We start from the raw sequence: 17,951 nt of genomic DNA on the forward strand, positions 1-17,951 counted from the left end.
ATGCAGTAGGGAAAACGAAACTTCGAATGCTTTTTCAACAGCAGATAGAGAAAGAGGAACGGGAATCAGCTTCCTCGTTCCTCTTTGCCCGGCCCGCGTCAGGCGCGGTAGTTCGGCGGTTCCTTGGTGATCGTCACGTCGTGGACGTGGCTCTCACGCTGGCCGGCGCCGCTGATCTTCACGAACTTGGGCTTGGTGCGCATGTCGTCGATGGTGGCGCAGCCCACATAGCCCATGGTGGCGCGCAGGCCGCCCATCAGCTGGTGGATGATGCCGCCCACCGGGCCGCGGTACGGCACGCGGCCTTCAATGCCTTCCGGCACCAGCTTGTCGGCGGTGGCGGCGTCCTGGAAGTAGCGGTCCTTCGACCCCTTCTCCATGGCAGCCAGCGAACCCATGCCGCGGTAGCTCTTGTACGAACGGCCCTGGTACAGCTCGGTCTCGCCCGGCGATTCCTCGGTACCGGCCAGCAGGCCACCGACCATGATGGTCGAGGCACCAGCGGCCAGCGCCTTGCCGATATCGCCCGAGTAGCGGATGCCACCGTCGGCGATCAGCGGGATGCGGTCCTGCAGCGCTTCGGCCACCAGATCGATGGCGGTCACCTGCGGCACGCCCACGCCGGCAACCACGCGCGTGGTGCAGATCGAGCCCGGGCCGATGCCCACCTTCACTGCGTCCGCGCCGCTGTCCAGCAGCGCCAGTGCGGCTTCGCCGGTGCAGATGTTGCCACCGATCACCTGCACGTGCGGGAAGTTCTTCTTCACCCAGGCCACGCGGTCCAGCACGCCCTGCGAGTGGCCGTGCGCGGTATCAACCACGATCACGTCCACGCCGGCGGCGACCAGCGCTTCCACGCGGCGATCGGTATCGCCACCCACGCCGACGGCAGCGCCGACCAGCAGACGGGTCGACAGATCCTTGGCAGCGTTGGGGAAGTCGGTGTTCTTCTGGATGTCCTTCACGGTGATCAGGCCACGCAGGGCGAAATCATCGTTGACCACCAGCACCTTTTCGATGCGGTTGCGGTGCAGCAGCTGCAGCACTTCATCGCTGGCGGCGCCTTCCTTCACCGTGACCAGGCGATCCTTCTTGGTCATGATGTGGCGGACCGGATCGTCCAGCTCGGTTTCAAAGCGCATATCGCGGTGGGTCACGATACCGGCCAGCAGGCCGTCGCTGCCCACCACCGGCACGCCGGAGATGTTGTGCGCCTGGGTCAGGGCCAGCACGTCGCGGATGGTGGTTTCCGGGCCAACGGTGATCGGGTCGCGGATGACACCGGCCTCGAACTTCTTGACCTTGGCCACTTCCGCGGCCTGCTGTTCCAGGCTGAGATTCTTGTGGATGATGCCCATGCCGCCGAGCTGGGCCATGGCAATGGCCAGGCGGGCTTCGGTGACGGTATCCATGGCTGCGGACAGGATCGGAAGCTTCAGCTTCAGGTCGCGAGTCAACCGCGTTTCGAGGTTGACGTCCTTGGGCAGGATGGTCGAATGAGCGGGGACGAGCGAGACGTCGTCGTAAGTGAGTGCTTCAGCCTGGATGCGCAGCATCGGCATACCCGAGATGTGGGGAAGCGCGACATTTTACCCCTTTTTCACGCCCGAGGGGAGGGGGTAGATGCGACGCAGTGTCGCGCGGGCAACGATCGGTTCAGGGGCCATCCGGGCCGCGGCATCCCGCCTTTGGTAGGTGCCAACCTTGGTTGGCACAAACCAGCAGAGGCCCTAACCCCGTCTGGGGTCCGGGCGCCGGACAGATCGTGCCAACCAAGGTTGGCACCTACCAGGAGCGGGAGATCGGCATGTCTCTGGCATTGTGCCGACCAACGGTCGGCACCCACCACCGGCGGGTATCCCCAACCGCAGGTCAGCTCAGGGCTTCCGCGGCTTCCAGGGTGTTCTGCATCAACGTGGCCACGGTCATCGGGCCCACGCCGCCCGGTACGGGGGTGATCCAGCTCGCGCGCTCGGCGGCGGCTTCAAACCCGACGTCACCTACCAACCGGCCGTCGTCCAGCCGATTGATGCCCACGTCGATCACCACCGCGCCCGGCTTCACCCATTCACCCGGCACGATGCCCGGGCGGCCCACGGCCACCACCAGGATGTCGGCGTTGCGCACGGCCTGTTCCAGCACGTCCTTGGGGGTGAACTTGTGGCAGCTGGTCACGGTGCAGCCGGCAATCAGCAGCTCCAGACCCATCGGCCGGCCCACATGGTTGCTCACGCCCACGATGGTGGCGTTGCGGCCGCGCACCGGCTGGTCGGTGTGGCCCAGCAGCGTGGTGATGCCGCGCGGGGTGCACGGGCGCAGGCCGAACTCGCGCAGGGCCAGATGGCCAACGTTTTCCGGGTGGAAGCCGTCCACGTCCTTGCGCGGGTCGATGCGCTGGATCAGCCGGCGTGCGTCGGGGATGCCCGGCAGCGGCAGCTGGATCAGGATGCCGTTGATCTTCGGGTCGGCATTCAGCTGGTCAATCAGGTCCAGCAGCTCGGCCTCGGTGGTGCCGGCCGGCAGATCGTAGTCGTAGGCTTCAATGCCGACCTTTTCCGCCGCACGGCGCTTGTTGCGCACGTACACGGTCGAGGCCGGGTCACCGCCCACCAGCACCACGGCCAGGCCCGGGCGGCTGCCGCCGGCGGCGACGCGGGCGTCAACGCGCACCTTCAGGCTGTCGAGCAGATCCTCGGCAATACGGCGGCCATCGAGGATGCGGGCAGGAGGCGTTGCGACGGAATCGTTCATCGAATGCGGGGGCAGGCGGCGGCGGGGACGCTATTGTCCCTGATTCAGGCCCCCTCGCCCACCGCAGGACGGGGTCGGATCCCTTTGCCACAGGCAAAGGGCTCTGACCCCTCCAGCTGGGGACGCTACGAGGCTTGGGGTCAGAGCCCTTTCCGTTGGAAAGGGATCCGACCCCTGCCCCTCATTCCTCTTCTTCTTCCGGCACCTGGTCGGCGTTCAACGTGCGCGCCTTGCGCTTGGGCGCGGTGAACGGCGTCGGGGTCGGCACGCCCGGCAGCGCGCTGCCGAACACCATGTGCGCACCGGCACGCAGGCTGCCGCCGGCCATTTCCAGTTCGAAACGCTCGGCATCGCGCTCGCGGATCTGCTCGGCAATCTCCTGGGCGTCCTCTTCGTCGGCCCCCAGCTCCATCAGCGCGGCCTGGCCGAACATCAAGGCCGATTCGAAGGTTTCGCGAATCTGGAAATCCACACCGGCATGGATCAACCGCAGCGAGTGCTCGCGGTCGAACGAGCGCACCAGCAGCTTGGCCTGCGGGAATTCGTGCGCGACCAGCTCTACGATGCGGTCTGCATCCTCGGCGTTGTTCACGCACACCGCAATCGCACGCGCGGTGGCCGCGCCGGAGGCATGCAGCACGTCAAGCCGCGTGCCGTCGCCGTAATAGATCTTGAAGCCGAAGCGCTCGGCGTTGTGGATCATGTCCACGTCGTTGTCGATGATGGTCACGTCCACGTCGCGCGCCAGCAGCGACTGGCTGGCCACCTGGCCGAAGCGGCCGAAGCCGATCAGCAGCACGCTGCCGGACAGGCCATCGGCGGTGTCCACGCCTTCCAGGCTGACTTCCGGCTTGGGCGCCACGCGCTTGTAGACCAGCACCACCAGCGGGGTCAGCGCCATCGACAGCACCACCACGGCGGTGAAGTTGGCATTGATGTCCATGTTGATGACGCCGGCGCTGGCGGCTGCACTGAACAGCACGAAGGCGAACTCGCCACCCTGCGCCATCAGCACGCCGCGGTCCAGCGCCTGCGCGTGGTCGCTGCCCATCAGGCGCGCCACCACGTAGATGCACAGGGCCTTGGCGGCCATCAGCGCCAGCACCAGGCCGACGATCAGCGGCCAGTTACCGGCCACCACGCCCAGGTCCAGCGCCATGCCCACACTGAGGAAGAACAGGCCCAGCAGGATGCCGCGGAACGGTTCGATGTCCGCTTCAATCTGGTGGCGGAAGGTCGATTCGCTCAGCAGCACGCCGGCCAGGAACGCGCCCATCGCCATCGACAGGCCCGACAGCTGCATCAGCAGCGCCGCGCCCAGCACCACCAGCAGCGCGGCGGCGGTCATCACTTCGCGCGCCTTGGCTTCGGCCAGCAGACGGAACAGCGGGTTCAGCAGGAAGCGGCCGACCAGCACCAGGCCGATGATGGCGCCAGCGCCAATGGCCACCGACAACCAGCGCGAGCCCTCACCGTCGGCACTGCCGGCGCTGGGCGCCATCCATGCCACCAGGGCCAGCAGCGGCACGATCAAGAGGTCTTCGAACAGCAGGATGGAGACGATCTTCTGCCCCGACGGCAGCGCGATGTCGCCGCGCTCGGCCAGCAGCTGCATCACCACTGCGGTGGAGGTCAGCACGAAACCAGTGGCGCCGATGAAAGCGACCTGCCAGGGCAGCCCGAACAGCTTGGCGATGCTGGTCAGCACCAGCGCGCAGGTGACGATCTGCAGCGTGCCCAGCCCGAAGATTTCCTTGCGCAGGCTCCACAGGTGCGAGGGCCGCATTTCCAGGCCGATGACGAACAGGAACATCACCACGCCCAATTCGGCGGTATGCAGGATCGCCTGCGGGTCGGAGAACCAGCCCAGGCCGAACGGGCCGATCGCCAGACCGGCGGTGAAATAGCCCAGTACCGAGCCCAGGCCCAGCCTGCGGAACAGCGGCACCATCACCACCGCTGCGCCCAACAGGGCGACGACCTTGACCAGTTCGCTGGTCGCTGCTTCTACCGCCATGCGGTGTGTTCCCCAGATGCGTTGATGGGGTCAACGATAGGGGAAGTTGGTGGACGGCAATAGCATGTGCGTTGCGTTTGATTGTGCCGAAAACGGAACGACAGCGGAAATAACACCCATCATCGTTCCATTGTAGAGTCGAGCCATGCTCGACTGCTCTGCGCGGTGAGGCCAAAGGCAGTCGAGCATGGCTCGACTCTACAGTCACCCGCCCCGGCAGAACGCGGCGTAATCGATATACCCGGGGAACACCGCCCCCGGCGCACACACCGGGCACGTCGGGTCCGGCGCAATGCGGCTTTCCCGGAACCGCAGCCCCAGCGCATCGAACCGCAGCAACCGCCCGACCAGCGGCTGGCCAATGCCCAGCAGCAGCTTCAGCACCTCGGTGGCCTGCAGCACCCCGGCCAAGCCGGGCAGCACGCCCAGCACCCCGGCCTCGGCACAGTTGGGCGCGAACTCCGGCGGCGGCGGTTCCGGGAACAGGCAGCGGTAGCATGGCGCCACGCCACGCTGGCGGCCGGCATCAAACACGCTTACCTGGCCATCGAAGCGCTCGATGGCCGCATACACCAGCGGCACGGCGTGCTTGATGCAGGCATCGTTGAGCAGATAGCGCAGCGGGAAGTTGTCCGAGCCATCCAGCACCACGTCCACGCCCTGCAGCAGGCGATCAATATTTTCGGACGTGACCCGCTCGCGCACGGCCTCGACCTCGATGGTCGGGTTCAGCGCCAGCAAGCGCTCGCGCGCCGACTCCACCTTGGGTTGGCCGACGCTGGCTTCGGTATGCACGACCTGCCGCTGCAGGTTGCTGCGCTCTACATGGTCATGGTCGACCACACGCAGATGCCCTACCCCGGCGGCCGCCAGGTAGAAGCTGGCCGGTGACCCCAGCCCGCCCGCACCCAGCACCAGCACGCGCGCCTGCTGCAGCCGACGCTGGCCGGCCTCGCCCACCTGCGGCAGCAGCAGGTGGCGCGAATAGCGGTCGTAGAAATCCTGATCAGCCGCGGAGAGCAGCGGCTGCACCAGCGGCAGCGCCTGTTCGCGCCAGCCCACGGTGCCGCCCGTCACGGAAGCCACGTTCGAATAGCCCGCCGCGATCAGCGCCTGCGCGGCATCGGCCGAGCGCTTGCCGGTCTGGCAGATCAGCAGGATCTCCTGATCGGGTGCAGGCAGGTGCGCAGCGAAATCGGCCAGCAGATCGTCCTTGGCCACGCCGCGCGCGCCCTCCGCCATGCCACCGGCACGCTCATGCGCAGCGCGCACGTCAATCAGCACCGCACCATGGGCCAGGCGCGCGTGCGCCTGCTGCGGGGAACGCTCGGGAATGCTCATATGCCCATTGTAGGCGGCAGCCGCCGGGCACAGCCCGGCGCCACAAACAAAAAGGCGGCCCTGCGGCCGCCTCTCGTGTCACTTGCCCTTGACGTGCTTCATCAAGCGCCGCTTTGCCTTGACCTGCCGCTCGGTGAGGACGTTCTTCTTGCCCTCGTAGGGGTTGGTGCCTTCGCGGAAGATGAAGCTCACCGGGGTGCCGATCAGCTTGAAGCGCTTGCGGAAGAAGTTTTCCAGGTAGCGCTTGTACGATTCCTGCAGCTCCTTCAGGCGCGTGCCGTGCACGATGAAGGTGGGCGGGTTGGAGCCGGCCGGATGCACGTAACGCAGCTTCGAGACATGGCCGCGGATGGTCGGCGGCGGGTTGGTCTCGTACGCCACTTCCAGCGCCTTGTTCACTTCGCTGGTGGTGAAGGTCTTGTTCGCCGATTCGTGCGCGCGGTGCACGGCACGGAACAGCTCGCGCAGGCCCGAGCCATGCTTGGCCGAGATGCGCACCGATTCGGCCCACGGCACGAAGCCCAGCTTCAGCGACAGCATCGTTTCGGCCTGCTCGCGCTGGTACTCGGTCAGGCCATCCCACTTGTTGATGGCGATCACCAGCGCACGGCCAGCATCGAGCACGGCGCCCAGCACGGTGGCGTCCTGGTCGGTCACGCCCTCGGTGGCGTCCAGCATCAGCACGGCCACCTGGCATTGCTCGATGGACTGCATGGTCTTGACCACCGAGAACTTCTCGACCACCTCGTCCACACGCGAACGACGGCGCAGGCCGGCGGTGTCGATCAGGCGGTAGTCGCGGCCGTCACGCTCCAGGTCCACCGCGATCGAATCGCGGGTGGTGCCCGGCACGTCCGAGGCGATCATGCGCTCTTCGCCGAGGATGCGGTTCACCAGCGTCGACTTGCCCACATTAGGGCGGCCGACGAAGGCGATGCGGATGCGGTTCGGGTCGTTGTCCAGCTCTTCGCCGCTGCCTTCTTCGGGCAGGCGCTGGATCACTTCGTCCAGCAGGTCGTCCAGACCCTGGCGATGGGCGGCCGATACGGTCAGCATTTCGCCGAAGCCATAGCGGGCGAATTCCGAGCGCACGTTGTCTTCGTCGGTGCCGTCGATCTTGTTGATCAGCAGCAGCGTGGGGCGCGAGAGCTTGCGCAGCCAGGCCAGGATCTCATCGTCCATGGCCGAGGTGCCCTCACGGGCATCGACCACGAACAGGATCAGGTCGGCTTCGGCCGCGGCGGCACGGGCCTGGCGCGTGGTCGCGCCAGCCAGGCCTTCTTCTTCTTCGGCAATACCGCCGGTGTCGACCACCAGGAAGTGATTGTCTTCGTCCAGGCGGCACACGCCGTAGTTGCGATCGCGGGTGACGCCGGGCTGGTCATGGACCAGGGCGTCACGGGTGCGGGTCAACGCATTGAAAATGGTTGACTTGCCGACATTCGGCCGTCCAACCAGGGCGACCAAAGGCAGCATCGCGATTACTCCGTATTAATTTGCCAACCGGAAGGCGGTCAGCTTGCCATCAACGTTCTGCACCAGCAGCAATCCGTCGGCCACGACTGGCTGGGCCAGCAGGGCGTCACCGCCGCTCTTGGCCCGCGCCGCCAGTGCGCCATCGGACGTCTGCAGCCAATGCAGGTATCCCTTGTAGTCACCCACCACCACATAATCGCCCTGCAGGGCCGGGCCGGTGAGTGAACGACGGGCCAGCGCGGTCTGCGACCACATGGCAGCGCCACTGGTCTTGTCCAGGCCGAACACCCCGCCCTTGTTGTCCGTTACGAACACATTGCCCGACGACACCGCCACGCCACCGGCACCACCGTGGTCACGCGTCCACAGCGGGCGACCGGTCGGGCCTTCGATGGCCATGGTCTGGTTCTTGAAGCTGCTGACGTACAGCGTGTTGCCTTCCAGCACCGGGGCGCCGTCGACGTCGGCCATGCGCTCCAGCTCGGTACGGCCTTCGCCGGTGGCCAGGCTCTGGTCCCACAGGGTGCGGCCGTCCTGCATTGCCAGCGCGGACACCGCGCCGTCATCCTTGCCGATGAACAGCACGCCCGGGCCGGTGACCACCGGCGCGTTGCCGCGCACGGTCAGGGCCGGCAGTTCGCTGGGGTTGAACCACTTCTGGGTGCCGTTGCCGGCGTCGAAGGCGGTCACCCGGCCATCGTTGCTGCGCACGAACACCAGGCCATTGGCCACGGCCGGCGCGGCAATGACTTCGTTGGGCACGCGGGCGCGCCACTTTTCGCTGCCGTCGTTGATGTCCAGGGCAATGACCTGGCCGTCAAGCGTACCGATCACCACCAGGTTTTCACCCACGCCAGGGCCGCCGGACAGGCGCAGCTTGGCCTTCTTCTTTTCCTTGGTCGGTTCCCAGGTCCAGACCTTCTTGCCGGTCTGCAGGTCGATGGCATGCACGCCACCGGTAATGGCCGCGGCGAACACGTGGCCATTGGCCACCACCGGACCCTGGCGCACGCCGATGCGGCGCTCGCCCTTGCCCAGGTTCACCGACCAGGCCTTGTTGACCTTCACGGTCGGCTCGAACTTCACCAGTTCGGCCGGCTCCTGCGCCTTCTTGGCAGCGGCATCCTTACCGGCGAACCAGCCCTTCATGGTGCTGCAGCCGGACAACGCCATACCGAGCAGCAGCACGGAAGCGACGCGCGTGATCATGACCTTCTGACTCATCAAACCGACTCCGCAGGGGCGGCGACGGTGCCGCCAGCGTCCATAACCTTGGTTTCCAGCAGGCGCCGCTGCGGCGCTGCCACGTCCAGCGTTTTCAGCGCCTTCTCATACTGTTCGCGCGCGGCATCGCGCTTGCCCTGGGCCAGCAGCGCATCGCCGTGGATTTCCAGGCTGCTGCTGTCGGTGGCACTGCCCAGCAGCTTGATGGCTTCCTCGCTCTTGCCGGTGGCCACCAGCAGGCGTGCCACACGCTGGTCGACCACGCGCTGCAGGTCACCTTCAACCTTGACCGCGCGCAGGGTGGCCAGCGCTTCTTCGTTCTTGCCGGCATCGACCTGGGCCTTGGCCAGCTGCAGGGCGGCCAGATCGCCGTAGATGCTGGACGGGCCAGCCTCCAGCGCCCTCACCGCCTTGGCGGCGTCGTCCAGCTTGTTCTGTTCCAGGCCCACCAGGGCTTTCTGGTACTCGACATTGGCCGAGGCCAGCTTGCCGCCCTGTTGCTGCTGCCACCACTGCCAGCCGGCAATGGCACCGATGGCGATGACTACGCCACCGATGATGCTGGCGCCATTGCTCCGCAGCCAGCTGCGGACGCGTTCACTTTGTTCGTGCTCGTCGAGCAGATCGTCGATCGCCATGCGTACTCTCGCCCCGCCCATCGGGAGGGACCATTGGGATTATCGAAGGTGGTGAAACCGCGTCTCAGTGTGAAACCGGGACAACGGAGCCTTCAGAGGATACCTGAAAGCGGGCCACGTTGGCTCGCTGGTAGGGGCTCAGATCGACGATAGCGCCGTTCTGCTGAACCTGCACCGCCGAGGCATTGCCCAGGGTGACGCGGGTGACCTGGCCGGGGGTGAAGCTGCGGCGCTCGCCGGCCTTGATCAGGGCCTTCTCGACCGTGCCGCCATCGGGGCCGGCAATATCCACCCAACTGTCGCCACTGAACTGCATGTCCAGATTGGCGGCGGCCGCGGCCGGAGCAGCCGGTGCCGGGCGCGGCACCGGGGTCAGCGAGGCCACGTAGGGCGCTGCCGCCGGCTTGGCGGCCGGGGCGGCCACCGGCGCACTGGCCACGGCGGCATCACTGCCCGCCACCGGCGGGGTGACCGGCACCGCAGCCGGAATGGCGTCGAGCGAGGCCGTGTTCGGCGCCGGCGCGCTGCCATCGAAGTGGCCGCGGGTGGCGAACCACACCGGCACCGCCAGCACGGCGGTAATGCCCACGTACAGCGCACGGCGGCCGAGGTTTTCGGCAATGCGGCGTGCACGCGGGGTATGGGTATGGCTGACCAGCGTGGGCGGCACCACCGGCCCGACCTGGGCCTGCTCCAGCAACTGGCTGATATCGACATTCAGCAGGCGCGCATAGCTGCGCAGCTGGCCGCGCACGAACACCGGCGCCCCCAGCTTCTGCCATTGTTCCTCTTCCAGCGACTTCACCACCTGGACGGGCATGCGCAGGCGCGTGCCAACGTCCTCAAGGGTCAGTCCGGCCGCCTCGCGGGCCTGGCGCAGGCGGGTGCCGCAGCCGGCCGCAGTATCGAGAGCGCTCACAGTCTGGTCATCAATCACAATGCATCAACCCTGGAGTTTAGGAGCCCGCATCCTGCGGAAATTCCTGTCGAATCCGCTGCAGATAGCGATCAGATGCCGCCCGATCGCCCAGTCGCGCTTCGATGTCAGACGCAAGTTGTAACACGGAACGCGTGGCCGGTGCAGCCGCAATCCTACGTTCGGCGAAGGCCCGCGCGGCCATGTACTGGCCCTGGCGGAAGCTCAGCTGGGCCATCGCTTCCAGTGCCACCGGGTTCTGCGGGGCATGCTGCAACGAGGTCCGCAGGTCGCGTTCGGCACGCTCGACCTGCCCGGCGTCGAGTGCACAGCCACCGGCATTGGCCAGCGCCGCGGCGGGGGTGGCATAGCCCGGCGCCTGCAGGGCGCGGTCGAACCAGACCAGCGATTCGGCGGCCTGGCCGTGCTGGCACAGCCAGGCGGCGTAATTGTTCAGTACATCCCCCCGCTGCGGGGCCAGTTCGGCGGCGCGACGGAAGCCGTCGCCGGCCTGCTGCTGGCGGCCCCGGCGGTCGTCCACCCCGGCCTGCAGCATCAGCGCGTCCACACCATTGGGCTGGATCTTCAACGCCTGCCGGGTCTTGCGCTCGGCCTCGTCCAGATTGCCCACCTGCAGATCGCGGGCGGCCAACGCCAGCATGTCGTCGTACTTGAACTGCTGGCGGACGTTCGGGTCGTCGCGCACGGTATGCACCGGGGCCACGCCACCGGGACCGATGGGAATTTCAGAAGTGGTGGTACAGCCGCTGGCAGCCACTGCCAGCATGCCTGCGAACAGGGCCGGCAACCGGCGGTCAAGCCGCTGCATCACTCCCCTTCCCTGCCTGCAGCGTCTTGTTGAACTCCGCCTGGCGGCGCGTGCGGTCCATCACCTGGCCCTTCAACTGGCCACAGGCCGCGTCGATATCGTCGCCACGGGTGCGGCGGACCATGGTCAGCACGTTGCTGTCCAGCAGGATCTTCTGGAAGGCGCGGATATGCGCCTCTTCGGAGCGCTCGTAGCGGGTGCCCGGGAACGGGTTGAACGGAATCAGGTTGACCTTGCCCGAATCCCTGGCCTGCACCGCGTTGTCGAACTGGTGCATCAGGCGGGCCAGCTCGCGGGCATGCTCGGGCTTGTCGTTGATGCCCTTCATCAGGGTGTACTCGAAGGTGACCGACTCGCGGCGCTTGTTGGCGCGCAGGTAGCGGGCACACGAGGCCATCAGATCGGCGATCGGGTACTTCTTGTTCAACGGCACCAGCGTTTCGCGCAGTGCATCGTTCGGCGCATGCAGGGAAACGGCCAGCGACACGTCGCTTTCGGCGGACAGGCGATCGATCTGCGGGACCAGCCCGGACGTCGAAAGCGTCACGCGCTTGTTGGCCAGGCCATAGCCCAGATCGTCACGCATCACGCTCATGGCACGCACGACGTTGTCGAAATTCATCAACGGCTCGCCCATGCCCATCATCACCACGTTGGTGAGGCGGCGCATCTGGTGCGGCACGTTGCCCAGATGGCGCGCAGCAACCCACACCTGGCCGATGATCTCGGCGGTGGTCAGGTTGCGGTTGAAGCCCTGGGTAGCGGTGGAGCAGAACGTGCAGTTCAGGCCGCAACCAACCTGCGAGGACACGCACAGCGTGCCGCGGGTCTTGTCGGGGATGTACACGGTCTCGATGGCGTTCTTGCCATCCACGCCCATCGCCAGCAGCCACTTGTGGGTGCCGTCGGCGGAGGGCTTGTCGAACACGATGTTGGGAACAACGACCTCGGCATGGGCCTGCAGCTTGGCGCGCAGGACCTTGCCGAGATCGGTCATCTCATCGAAATCGGTGACGTAGCGATGGTGGATCCACTTCATCACCTGATGGGCACGGAATTTCTTTTCGCCGAGTTTTTCGACGAAAAACTGTTCCAGGCCCGCGCGATCGAGGTCGAGCAGGTTCTGCTTGCCAGCCGTGGGTGCCGACTTCGGCAGCGGCTGGATGGCGGGGGACTGTACGACCTCGTTCACGGCATCACTCTCAGCGCGAAACGACTTCGGTCGCGGCGAAGAAGTAGGCCACTTCAATGGCGGCATTCTCGACCGAGTCCGAGCCGTGGGCGGCGTTGGCATCGATGGAATCGGCGAAGTCGGCGCGGATGGTGCCCGGCGCAGCGTCCTTCGGGTTGGTGGCGCCCAGCAGGTCGCGGTGGGCCAGGACGGCGTTCTCGCCTTCCAGGGCCTGGATCATCACCGGGCCGGAGATCATGAACTCGACCAGCGCGTTGAAGAACGGACGCTCGCGGTGCACGGCGTAGAAGCCTTCGGCTTCACGGCGCGACAGCTGCTTGTACTTGGCGGCCACGACCTTCAGGCCGGCCTTTTCGAAGCGGGCGTAGATTTCGCCGATGACGTTCTTGGCAACGGCGTCCGGCTTGATGATCGAAAGGGTGCGCTCCAGCGCCATGGGATGTCTCCAATGGGATCGGGCCGCTGATGGCCCGAAGGGTAACATGAAAAAAACCCGCGTCGGGACGCGGGCTTAGCCTGATAAACGTGCGCGGATTGTAAAAGATCCCGCGTAGTAGTGCCAGCCCATGGCTGGCAGCCGGGGTCAGACCCCCGCAGGGGCTCTGACCCCCTTTCCCAACCCGGCCAAGGGGTCGGAGCCCCTTCGGGGATCCGACCCCGGTCCTTCGGGTGAATGCCCTGTAACCGGCCCTGTGCTTTTGCTGCACTGCAAAATGCCATACGCCCCCGTCTGGTCCTAATATCAAACAATCGTTTGATTAAGGTCCGCCGCCCCATGGCCAAACCCGCCCACTTCTCGACCAAGGACCGGATCCTCGGTGCCGCCGAGGAGCTGTTCGCCCAGCATGGGTTCGCCGGCACGTCCCTGCGCCAGGTCACCAGCCAGGCCGACGTGAACATCGCGGCGGTGAACTACCACTTCGGCTCCAAGGAAAATCTGGTCAACGAGGTGTTCCGCCGGCGCATGGACGAAATGACCGCCGCACGCCTGGCCCAGCTGGAGCGCGCCCGCAGCGAACACCCCGGCCAGCTGCGCCCGGTGCTGGCCGCCTTCGTGGAACCGGCACTGGCCATGGCCCAGGACCGCCAGAGCGGCGGCGCCTTCGTACGCGTGATCGCCCGCGCCTACGCCGAAAAGAACGACAACCTGCGCAAGTTCCTGTCCGACCACTACGGCCACGTGCTGCGCGCGTTCGGCAAGGCCATCGCCGAGTGCGTGCCCGGCCTGAGCAAGGAGGAGCTGTACTGGCGGCTGGATTTCCTGGCCGGCTCGCTCACCTACGCCATGGCCGATTTCGGATTGATCAAGCGACCCGCCGGTGTCACCGAAGCGGCGCATCGTGCCCATGCCGCCCACGAACTGATCCATTTCGCCGAAGCCGGGTTCCGCGCCGCCGCACGCGACAGCGCCCTGCCCGCTTCCATTGATTCCACCCAGTAACTGCTGACCAACAAAGGCCCTACACCATGTCCAATTCCCTGCTAGTCCGCCGCGCCGCCGTGCTGGGTGCCGGCGTCATGGGTGCCCAGATCGCCGCCCACCTGACCAACGCCGGCGTCGATACCGTGCTGTTCGACCTGCCTGCCAAGGAAGGTCCGGCCGATGGCATCGTGCTGAAGGCAATCGCCAACCTGGGCAAGCTGAGCCCGGCGCCGCTGGCCAGCAAGTCGCTGGCCGAAGCCATCACCCCGGGCAACTACGAAACCAGCCTGGAGCAGCTGAAGGACTGCGACCTGATCATCGAGGCCATTGCCGAGCGCATGGACTGGAAGCAGGACCTGTACAAGAAGATCGCCCCGTTCGTGGCCGACCACGCGGTGCTGGCCTCCAACACCTCGGGCCTGGGCATCAACAAGCTGGCCGACGTGCTGCCCGAACAGCTGCGCCACCGCTTCTGCGGCGTGCACTTCTTCAACCCGCCGCGCTACATGCACCTGGCCGAACTTATTCCGGCCACCACCACCGACAAGGCGGTGCTGGAAGGCCTGGAAGCCTTCCTGGTCACCACCCTGGGCAAGGGCGTGGTGTACGCCAAGGACACCCCGAACTTCATCGGCAACCGCATCGGCGTGTTCTCGATCCTGTCCACCATCCACCACACCCAGCAGTTCGGCCTGGGCTTCGATGAAGTGGACGGCCTGACCGGCCCGCTGGTGGGCCGCCCGAAGTCGGCCACCTACCGCACCTCCGACGTGGTCGGCCTGGACACCATGGCCCACGTCATCAAGACCATGGGCGACACCCTGCCCAACGACCCGTGGCATGAATTCTTCAAGTCGCCGAAGTGGCTGGACGCGCTGATTGCCAAGGGCGCGCTGGGCCAGAAGACCGGCGCCGGCATCTTCCGCAAGGTCGGCAAGGACATCGTGGTGCTGGACCTGGAGAAGCAGGACTACCGCGCCGCCGATCGCACTGCCGCCCCGGAAGTGGTCGAGATCCTGAAGATCAGGAACCCGGCCGAGAAGTTCGCCAAGCTGCGCGAAAGCCAGCACCCGCAGGCGCAGTTCCTGTGGGCGACCTTCCGCGACCTGTTCCACTACAGCGCCTACCACCTGGCCGATATTGCCGAGACCGCGCGCGACGTGGACCTGGCCATCCGCTGGGGCTACGGCTGGTCGCTGGGCCCGTTCGAAACCTGGCAGGCCGCTGGCTGGAAGCAGGTGGCACAGTGGATTGCCGATGACATCGTGGCCGGCAAGAGCATGAGCAGCGCCCCGCTGCCGGACTGGGTGTTCGATGGCCGCGACGGCGTGCACGCCGCCGAAGGCAGCTACAGCCCGTCGCGCAACGCCAAGCTGCCGCGCTCGTCGCTGCCGGTGTACCAGCGCCAGCGTTTCCCCGATCCGCTGCTGGGCGAGCAGTTCGCCCCGGGCGAGACCGTGTTCGAGAACGACGGCCTGCGCATGTGGCACGACGGCGATGGCATTGCCGTGGTCAGCTTCAAGACCAAGATGAACACCGTTTCCGACCAGGTGCTCGATGGCCTGCAGGAATGCGTCAGCCGCGCCGAGAAGGACTTCCAGGGCCTGGTGATCTGGCAGCAGAAGGAGCCCTTCTCCGCCGGTGCCGACCTGGCCGGCGCGCTGGGCCTGCTGCAGGCCGGCAAGGTCGACCAGTTCGAGGAAATGGTGGCCAACTTCCAGCGCACCAGCCAGCGCATCAAGTACTCGCTGGTGCCGGTGGTGGCCGCGGTGCGTGGCCTGGCTCTGGGTGGCGGCTGCGAGTTCCAGATGCACAGCGCCAAGACCGTGGCCTTCCTGGAAAGCTACATCGGCCTGGTCGAGGCCGGCGTCGGCCTGCTGCCGGCTGGCGGTGGCCTGAAGGAACTGGCCGTGCGCGCCTCACAGGCGGCCGGCCCGGGCGGTGATGTGTTCGCTGAGCTGAAGAAGACCTTCGAGACCGTGGCCATGGCCAAGGTGTCCAACTCGGCGGTCAACGCCAAGGAACTGGGCCTGCTGCGCAGCACCGACAAGGTGGTGTTCAACAGCTACGAGGCGCTGTACATCGCCAAGGCCGAAGCACGTGCACTGGCCGAAGCCGGTTACCGCCCGCCGCTGCCGGCACGCCGCATCCAGGTGGCCGGTGACGTGGGTATCGCCACCTTCAAGATGATGCTGGTCAACATGCTGGAAGGCCGTTTCATCAGCCCCTACGACTACGAGATTGCCGAGCGCATCGCCACCGTGCTGTGCGGCGGCAAGGTCGACCGCGGCACCCTGGTGGACGAAGAGTGGCTGCTGACCCTGGAGCGCAAGCATTTCGTAGAACTGGCCCAGCAGGAAAAGACCCAGGCCCGCATCGCGCACATGCTGAAGACCGGCAAGCCGCTGCGTAACTGATTGATGGCGGGTGCCGGCTGTGGCCGGCACCACCTGCTGTGGCAGTCGAGCATGGTTCGACTCTACAAAACCTATTCGAGAGATCACTGCAATGACCAAGCAAATCCAGGACGCCTACATCGTCGCCGCCACCCGTACCCCGGTTGGCAAGGCGCCCAAGGGCATGTTCCGCAACACCCGCCCTGACGACATGCTGGCGCACGTGCTGCGCAGCGTCGTCGCCCAGGCCCCGGGCGTGGACGTCAACCGCATCGATGACGCCATCATCGGCTGCGCCATGCCCGAAGCCGAGCAGGGCATGAACGTGGCGCGCATCGGGGTGCTGCTGGCCGGCCTGCCCAACACCATCGCCGCGCAGACCGTGAACCGCTTCTGCTCCTCTGGCCTGCAGGCCGTGGCGCAGGCCGCCGACGCGATCCGCCTGGGCAACGCCGACCTGATGCTGGCCGGCGGCACCGAATCGATGTCGATGGTGCCGATGATGGGCAACAAGATTGCGATGGCACCGAGCGTGTTCGACAACGACCACGTGGCCATTGCCTACGGCATGGGCATCACCGCCGAGAAGGTGGCCGAAGAGTGGAAGGTCTCGCGCGAAGAGCAGGATGCGTTCGCCCTGGCCTCGCACCAGAAGGCCATGGCCGCCATCCAGAACGGCGAGTTCAAGGACGAGATCAGCCCGTACGAGATCGTCTCGCACCTGCCGGACCTGGCCGACGGCCAGCGCATCATCACCCGCAACAGGATTGCCGACACCGATGAAGGCCCGCGCCCGGATTCCTCGGCCGAAGGCCTGGCCAAGCTGCGCCCGGTGTTCCGCAACGGCCAGTTCGGCGGCACGGTCACCGCTGGCAACTCCTCGCAGATGAGCGATGGCGCTGGCGCGGTGCTGCTGGCCTCGGAACAGGCGATCAAGGATTACGGCCTGACCCCGCTGGCGCGTTTCGTCAGCTTCTCGGTGGCCGGCGTGCGCCCGGAAGTGATGGGCATTGGCCCGATCGCCGCGATTCCGAAGGCACTGAAGCAGGCTGGCCTGACCCAGGACCAGCTGGACTGGATCGAGCTGAACGAAGCCTTCGCCGCGCAGTCGCTGGCGGTGATCCGCGATTGCGGCCTGGACCCGAGCAAGGTCAACCCGCTGGGCGGCGCGATCGCCCTGGGCCATCCGCTGGGTGCGACCGGTGCGATCCGCACCGCCACCCTGCTGCACGGCCTGCGCCGTCGCCAGCAGAAGTACGGCATGGTGACCATGTGCATCGGCACCGGCATGGGCGCCGCGGGTATTTTCGAAGCGCTGTAAGGTTCAAAGCGCTGCGGGCTGATTGCTGGCTGTGGGGCCCGGGTGGGTGAGGCTGCCCGGGACACGCCGTAAACCCGTCCCTGGGGGCTTGGCAGCGGCATCCATGCCGCTGACAGTCCCGGTCAGCCTCACCCACCCGTGCCATCCATCATTCCGCGCGGCGGAGGGATGAGCAAAGGCAAGGCAAGAGCTGGGGTCAGAGCCCTTTGCTGCGCAAAGGGATCTGACCCCGATCCACGAAAAAAGGCAGCCAATGGCTGCCTTTTTTTTGCTTTTGACCCTGCCCTTGATTCCGCCCTTCCCGTCCGCGCCACCCGCCAACTGTCGAGAGGCGGGGGCGGGCCGATGCAGGACCGCAGGCGCCAGGGATGGCGCCTACGAGCCCCCAGGCATGGGTTTACGGCGTTTCCTGCAGCGGCCCGCCCCC

General features: G+C 66.4%; 14 protein-coding genes. 3 read left to right on the forward strand and 11 right to left on the reverse strand.

Annotated features, from left to right (window positions below):
- Nucleotides 1–98: 98 nt before the first annotated feature.
- From guaB to ndk, 11 genes are all read right to left on the reverse strand, one after another.
- Nucleotides 99–1,556, reverse strand: a complete 1,458-nt coding sequence (gene guaB, locus RTY46_RS14990; RefSeq protein WP_108747812.1) for an IMP dehydrogenase — start codon at nucleotides 1,554–1,556, stop codon at nucleotides 99–101.
- A 316-nt stretch (nucleotides 1,557–1,872) separates the two neighbouring features.
- A complete protein-coding gene (folD, locus tag RTY46_RS14995; protein WP_108749405.1) occupies nucleotides 1,873–2,751 on the reverse strand; it encodes a bifunctional methylenetetrahydrofolate dehydrogenase/methenyltetrahydrofolate cyclohydrolase FolD in 879 nt (292 codons plus the stop codon).
- 181 nt (nucleotides 2,752–2,932) lie between these two features.
- A complete protein-coding gene (locus tag RTY46_RS15000; RefSeq protein ID WP_312709354.1) occupies nucleotides 2,933–4,768 on the reverse strand; it encodes a monovalent cation:proton antiporter-2 (CPA2) family protein in 1,836 nt (611 codons plus the stop codon).
- 204 nt (nucleotides 4,769–4,972) lie between these two features.
- Nucleotides 4,973–6,109, reverse strand: coding sequence for a molybdopterin-synthase adenylyltransferase MoeB (moeB, locus tag RTY46_RS15005; protein ID WP_312709355.1), 1,137 nt, complete (start codon nucleotides 6,107–6,109; stop codon nucleotides 4,973–4,975).
- Nucleotides 6,110–6,187: 78 nt separating this feature from the next.
- Nucleotides 6,188–7,585: a ribosome biogenesis GTPase Der gene (gene der / locus RTY46_RS15010; RefSeq protein ID WP_312709357.1), complete on the reverse strand. Its 1,398-nt coding sequence runs from the start codon at nucleotides 7,583–7,585 to the stop codon at nucleotides 6,188–6,190.
- A 15-nt stretch (nucleotides 7,586–7,600) separates the two neighbouring features.
- Nucleotides 7,601–8,809, reverse strand: a complete 1,209-nt coding sequence (gene bamB, locus RTY46_RS15015; protein ID WP_312709358.1) for an outer membrane protein assembly factor BamB — start codon at nucleotides 8,807–8,809, stop codon at nucleotides 7,601–7,603.
- Complete coding sequence (locus RTY46_RS15020; RefSeq protein WP_312709359.1) at nucleotides 8,809–9,447, reverse strand: tetratricopeptide repeat protein; 639 nt, start codon at nucleotides 9,445–9,447, stop codon at nucleotides 8,809–8,811. The genes bamB and RTY46_RS15020 overlap by 1 nt, the downstream gene beginning before the upstream one ends.
- A gap of 64 nt (nucleotides 9,448–9,511) precedes the next feature.
- On the reverse strand, nucleotides 9,512–10,384 hold the full coding sequence (locus tag RTY46_RS15025; RefSeq protein WP_312709360.1) for a RodZ domain-containing protein: 873 nt from the start codon (nucleotides 10,382–10,384) through the stop codon (nucleotides 9,512–9,514).
- 19 nt (nucleotides 10,385–10,403) lie between these two features.
- Entirely contained in the window at nucleotides 10,404–11,192 is a 789-nt protein-coding gene (gene pilW / locus RTY46_RS15030; RefSeq protein ID WP_312709361.1) for a type IV pilus biogenesis/stability protein PilW, read from the reverse strand.
- On the reverse strand, nucleotides 11,179–12,384 hold the full coding sequence (gene rlmN, locus RTY46_RS15035; protein WP_164271345.1) for a 23S rRNA (adenine(2503)-C(2))-methyltransferase RlmN: 1,206 nt from the start codon (nucleotides 12,382–12,384) through the stop codon (nucleotides 11,179–11,181). The genes pilW and rlmN overlap by 14 nt, the downstream gene beginning before the upstream one ends.
- A 10-nt stretch (nucleotides 12,385–12,394) precedes the next feature.
- Nucleotides 12,395–12,820, reverse strand: coding sequence for a nucleoside-diphosphate kinase (ndk, locus tag RTY46_RS15040; protein WP_108749396.1), 426 nt, complete (start codon nucleotides 12,818–12,820; stop codon nucleotides 12,395–12,397).
- A 339-nt stretch (nucleotides 12,821–13,159) separates the two neighbouring features.
- On the opposite strand from ndk, the gene RTY46_RS15045 reads away from it, so the two are divergent.
- The 3 genes from RTY46_RS15045 to RTY46_RS15055 all read left to right on the forward strand — a co-directional run bounded on the left by RTY46_RS15045 (nucleotide 13,160) and on the right by RTY46_RS15055 (nucleotide 17,524).
- Entirely contained in the window at nucleotides 13,160–13,825 is a 666-nt protein-coding gene (locus RTY46_RS15045) for a TetR family transcriptional regulator (protein ID WP_108752876.1), read from the forward strand.
- Nucleotides 13,826–13,851: 26 nt separating this feature from the next.
- Nucleotides 13,852–16,224: a 3-hydroxyacyl-CoA dehydrogenase/enoyl-CoA hydratase family protein gene (locus RTY46_RS15050; RefSeq protein ID WP_312709362.1), complete on the forward strand. Its 2,373-nt coding sequence runs from the start codon at nucleotides 13,852–13,854 to the stop codon at nucleotides 16,222–16,224.
- A gap of 91 nt (nucleotides 16,225–16,315) precedes the next feature.
- A complete protein-coding gene (locus tag RTY46_RS15055) occupies nucleotides 16,316–17,524 on the forward strand; it encodes an acetyl-CoA C-acyltransferase (protein WP_312709363.1) in 1,209 nt (402 codons plus the stop codon).
- Nucleotides 17,525–17,951: the final 427 nt, after the last annotated feature.

Source organism: Stenotrophomonas sp. (assembly GCF_032056425.1).
Taxonomy (GTDB): domain Bacteria; phylum Pseudomonadota; class Gammaproteobacteria; order Xanthomonadales; family Xanthomonadaceae; genus Stenotrophomonas.

Coding starts and splice junctions, on each gene's coding strand:
- guaB (WP_108747812.1), bottom strand. CDS start 1,556: ATGCTGCGCATCCAGGCTGAAGCACTCACTTACGACGACGTCTCGCTC.
- folD (WP_108749405.1), bottom strand. CDS start 2,751: ATGAACGATTCCGTCGCAACGCCTCCTGCCCGCATCCTCGATGGCCGC.
- RTY46_RS15000 (WP_312709354.1), bottom strand. CDS start 4,768: ATGGCGGTAGAAGCAGCGACCAGCGAACTGGTCAAGGTCGTCGCCCTG.
- moeB (WP_312709355.1), bottom strand. CDS start 6,109: ATGAGCATTCCCGAGCGTTCCCCGCAGCAGGCGCACGCGCGCCTGGCC.
- der (WP_312709357.1), bottom strand. CDS start 7,585: ATGCTGCCTTTGGTCGCCCTGGTTGGACGGCCGAATGTCGGCAAGTCA.
- bamB (WP_312709358.1), bottom strand. CDS start 8,809: ATGAGTCAGAAGGTCATGATCACGCGCGTCGCTTCCGTGCTGCTGCTC.
- RTY46_RS15020 (WP_312709359.1), bottom strand. CDS start 9,447: ATGGCGATCGACGATCTGCTCGACGAGCACGAACAAAGTGAACGCGTC.
- pilW (WP_312709361.1), bottom strand. CDS start 11,192: ATGCAGCGGCTTGACCGCCGGTTGCCGGCCCTGTTCGCAGGCATGCTG.
- ndk (WP_108749396.1), bottom strand. CDS start 12,820: ATGGCGCTGGAGCGCACCCTTTCGATCATCAAGCCGGACGCCGTTGCC.
- RTY46_RS15045 (WP_108752876.1), top strand. CDS start 13,160: ATGGCCAAACCCGCCCACTTCTCGACCAAGGACCGGATCCTCGGTGCC.
- RTY46_RS15050 (WP_312709362.1), top strand. CDS start 13,852: ATGTCCAATTCCCTGCTAGTCCGCCGCGCCGCCGTGCTGGGTGCCGGC.
- RTY46_RS15055 (WP_312709363.1), top strand. CDS start 16,316: ATGACCAAGCAAATCCAGGACGCCTACATCGTCGCCGCCACCCGTACC.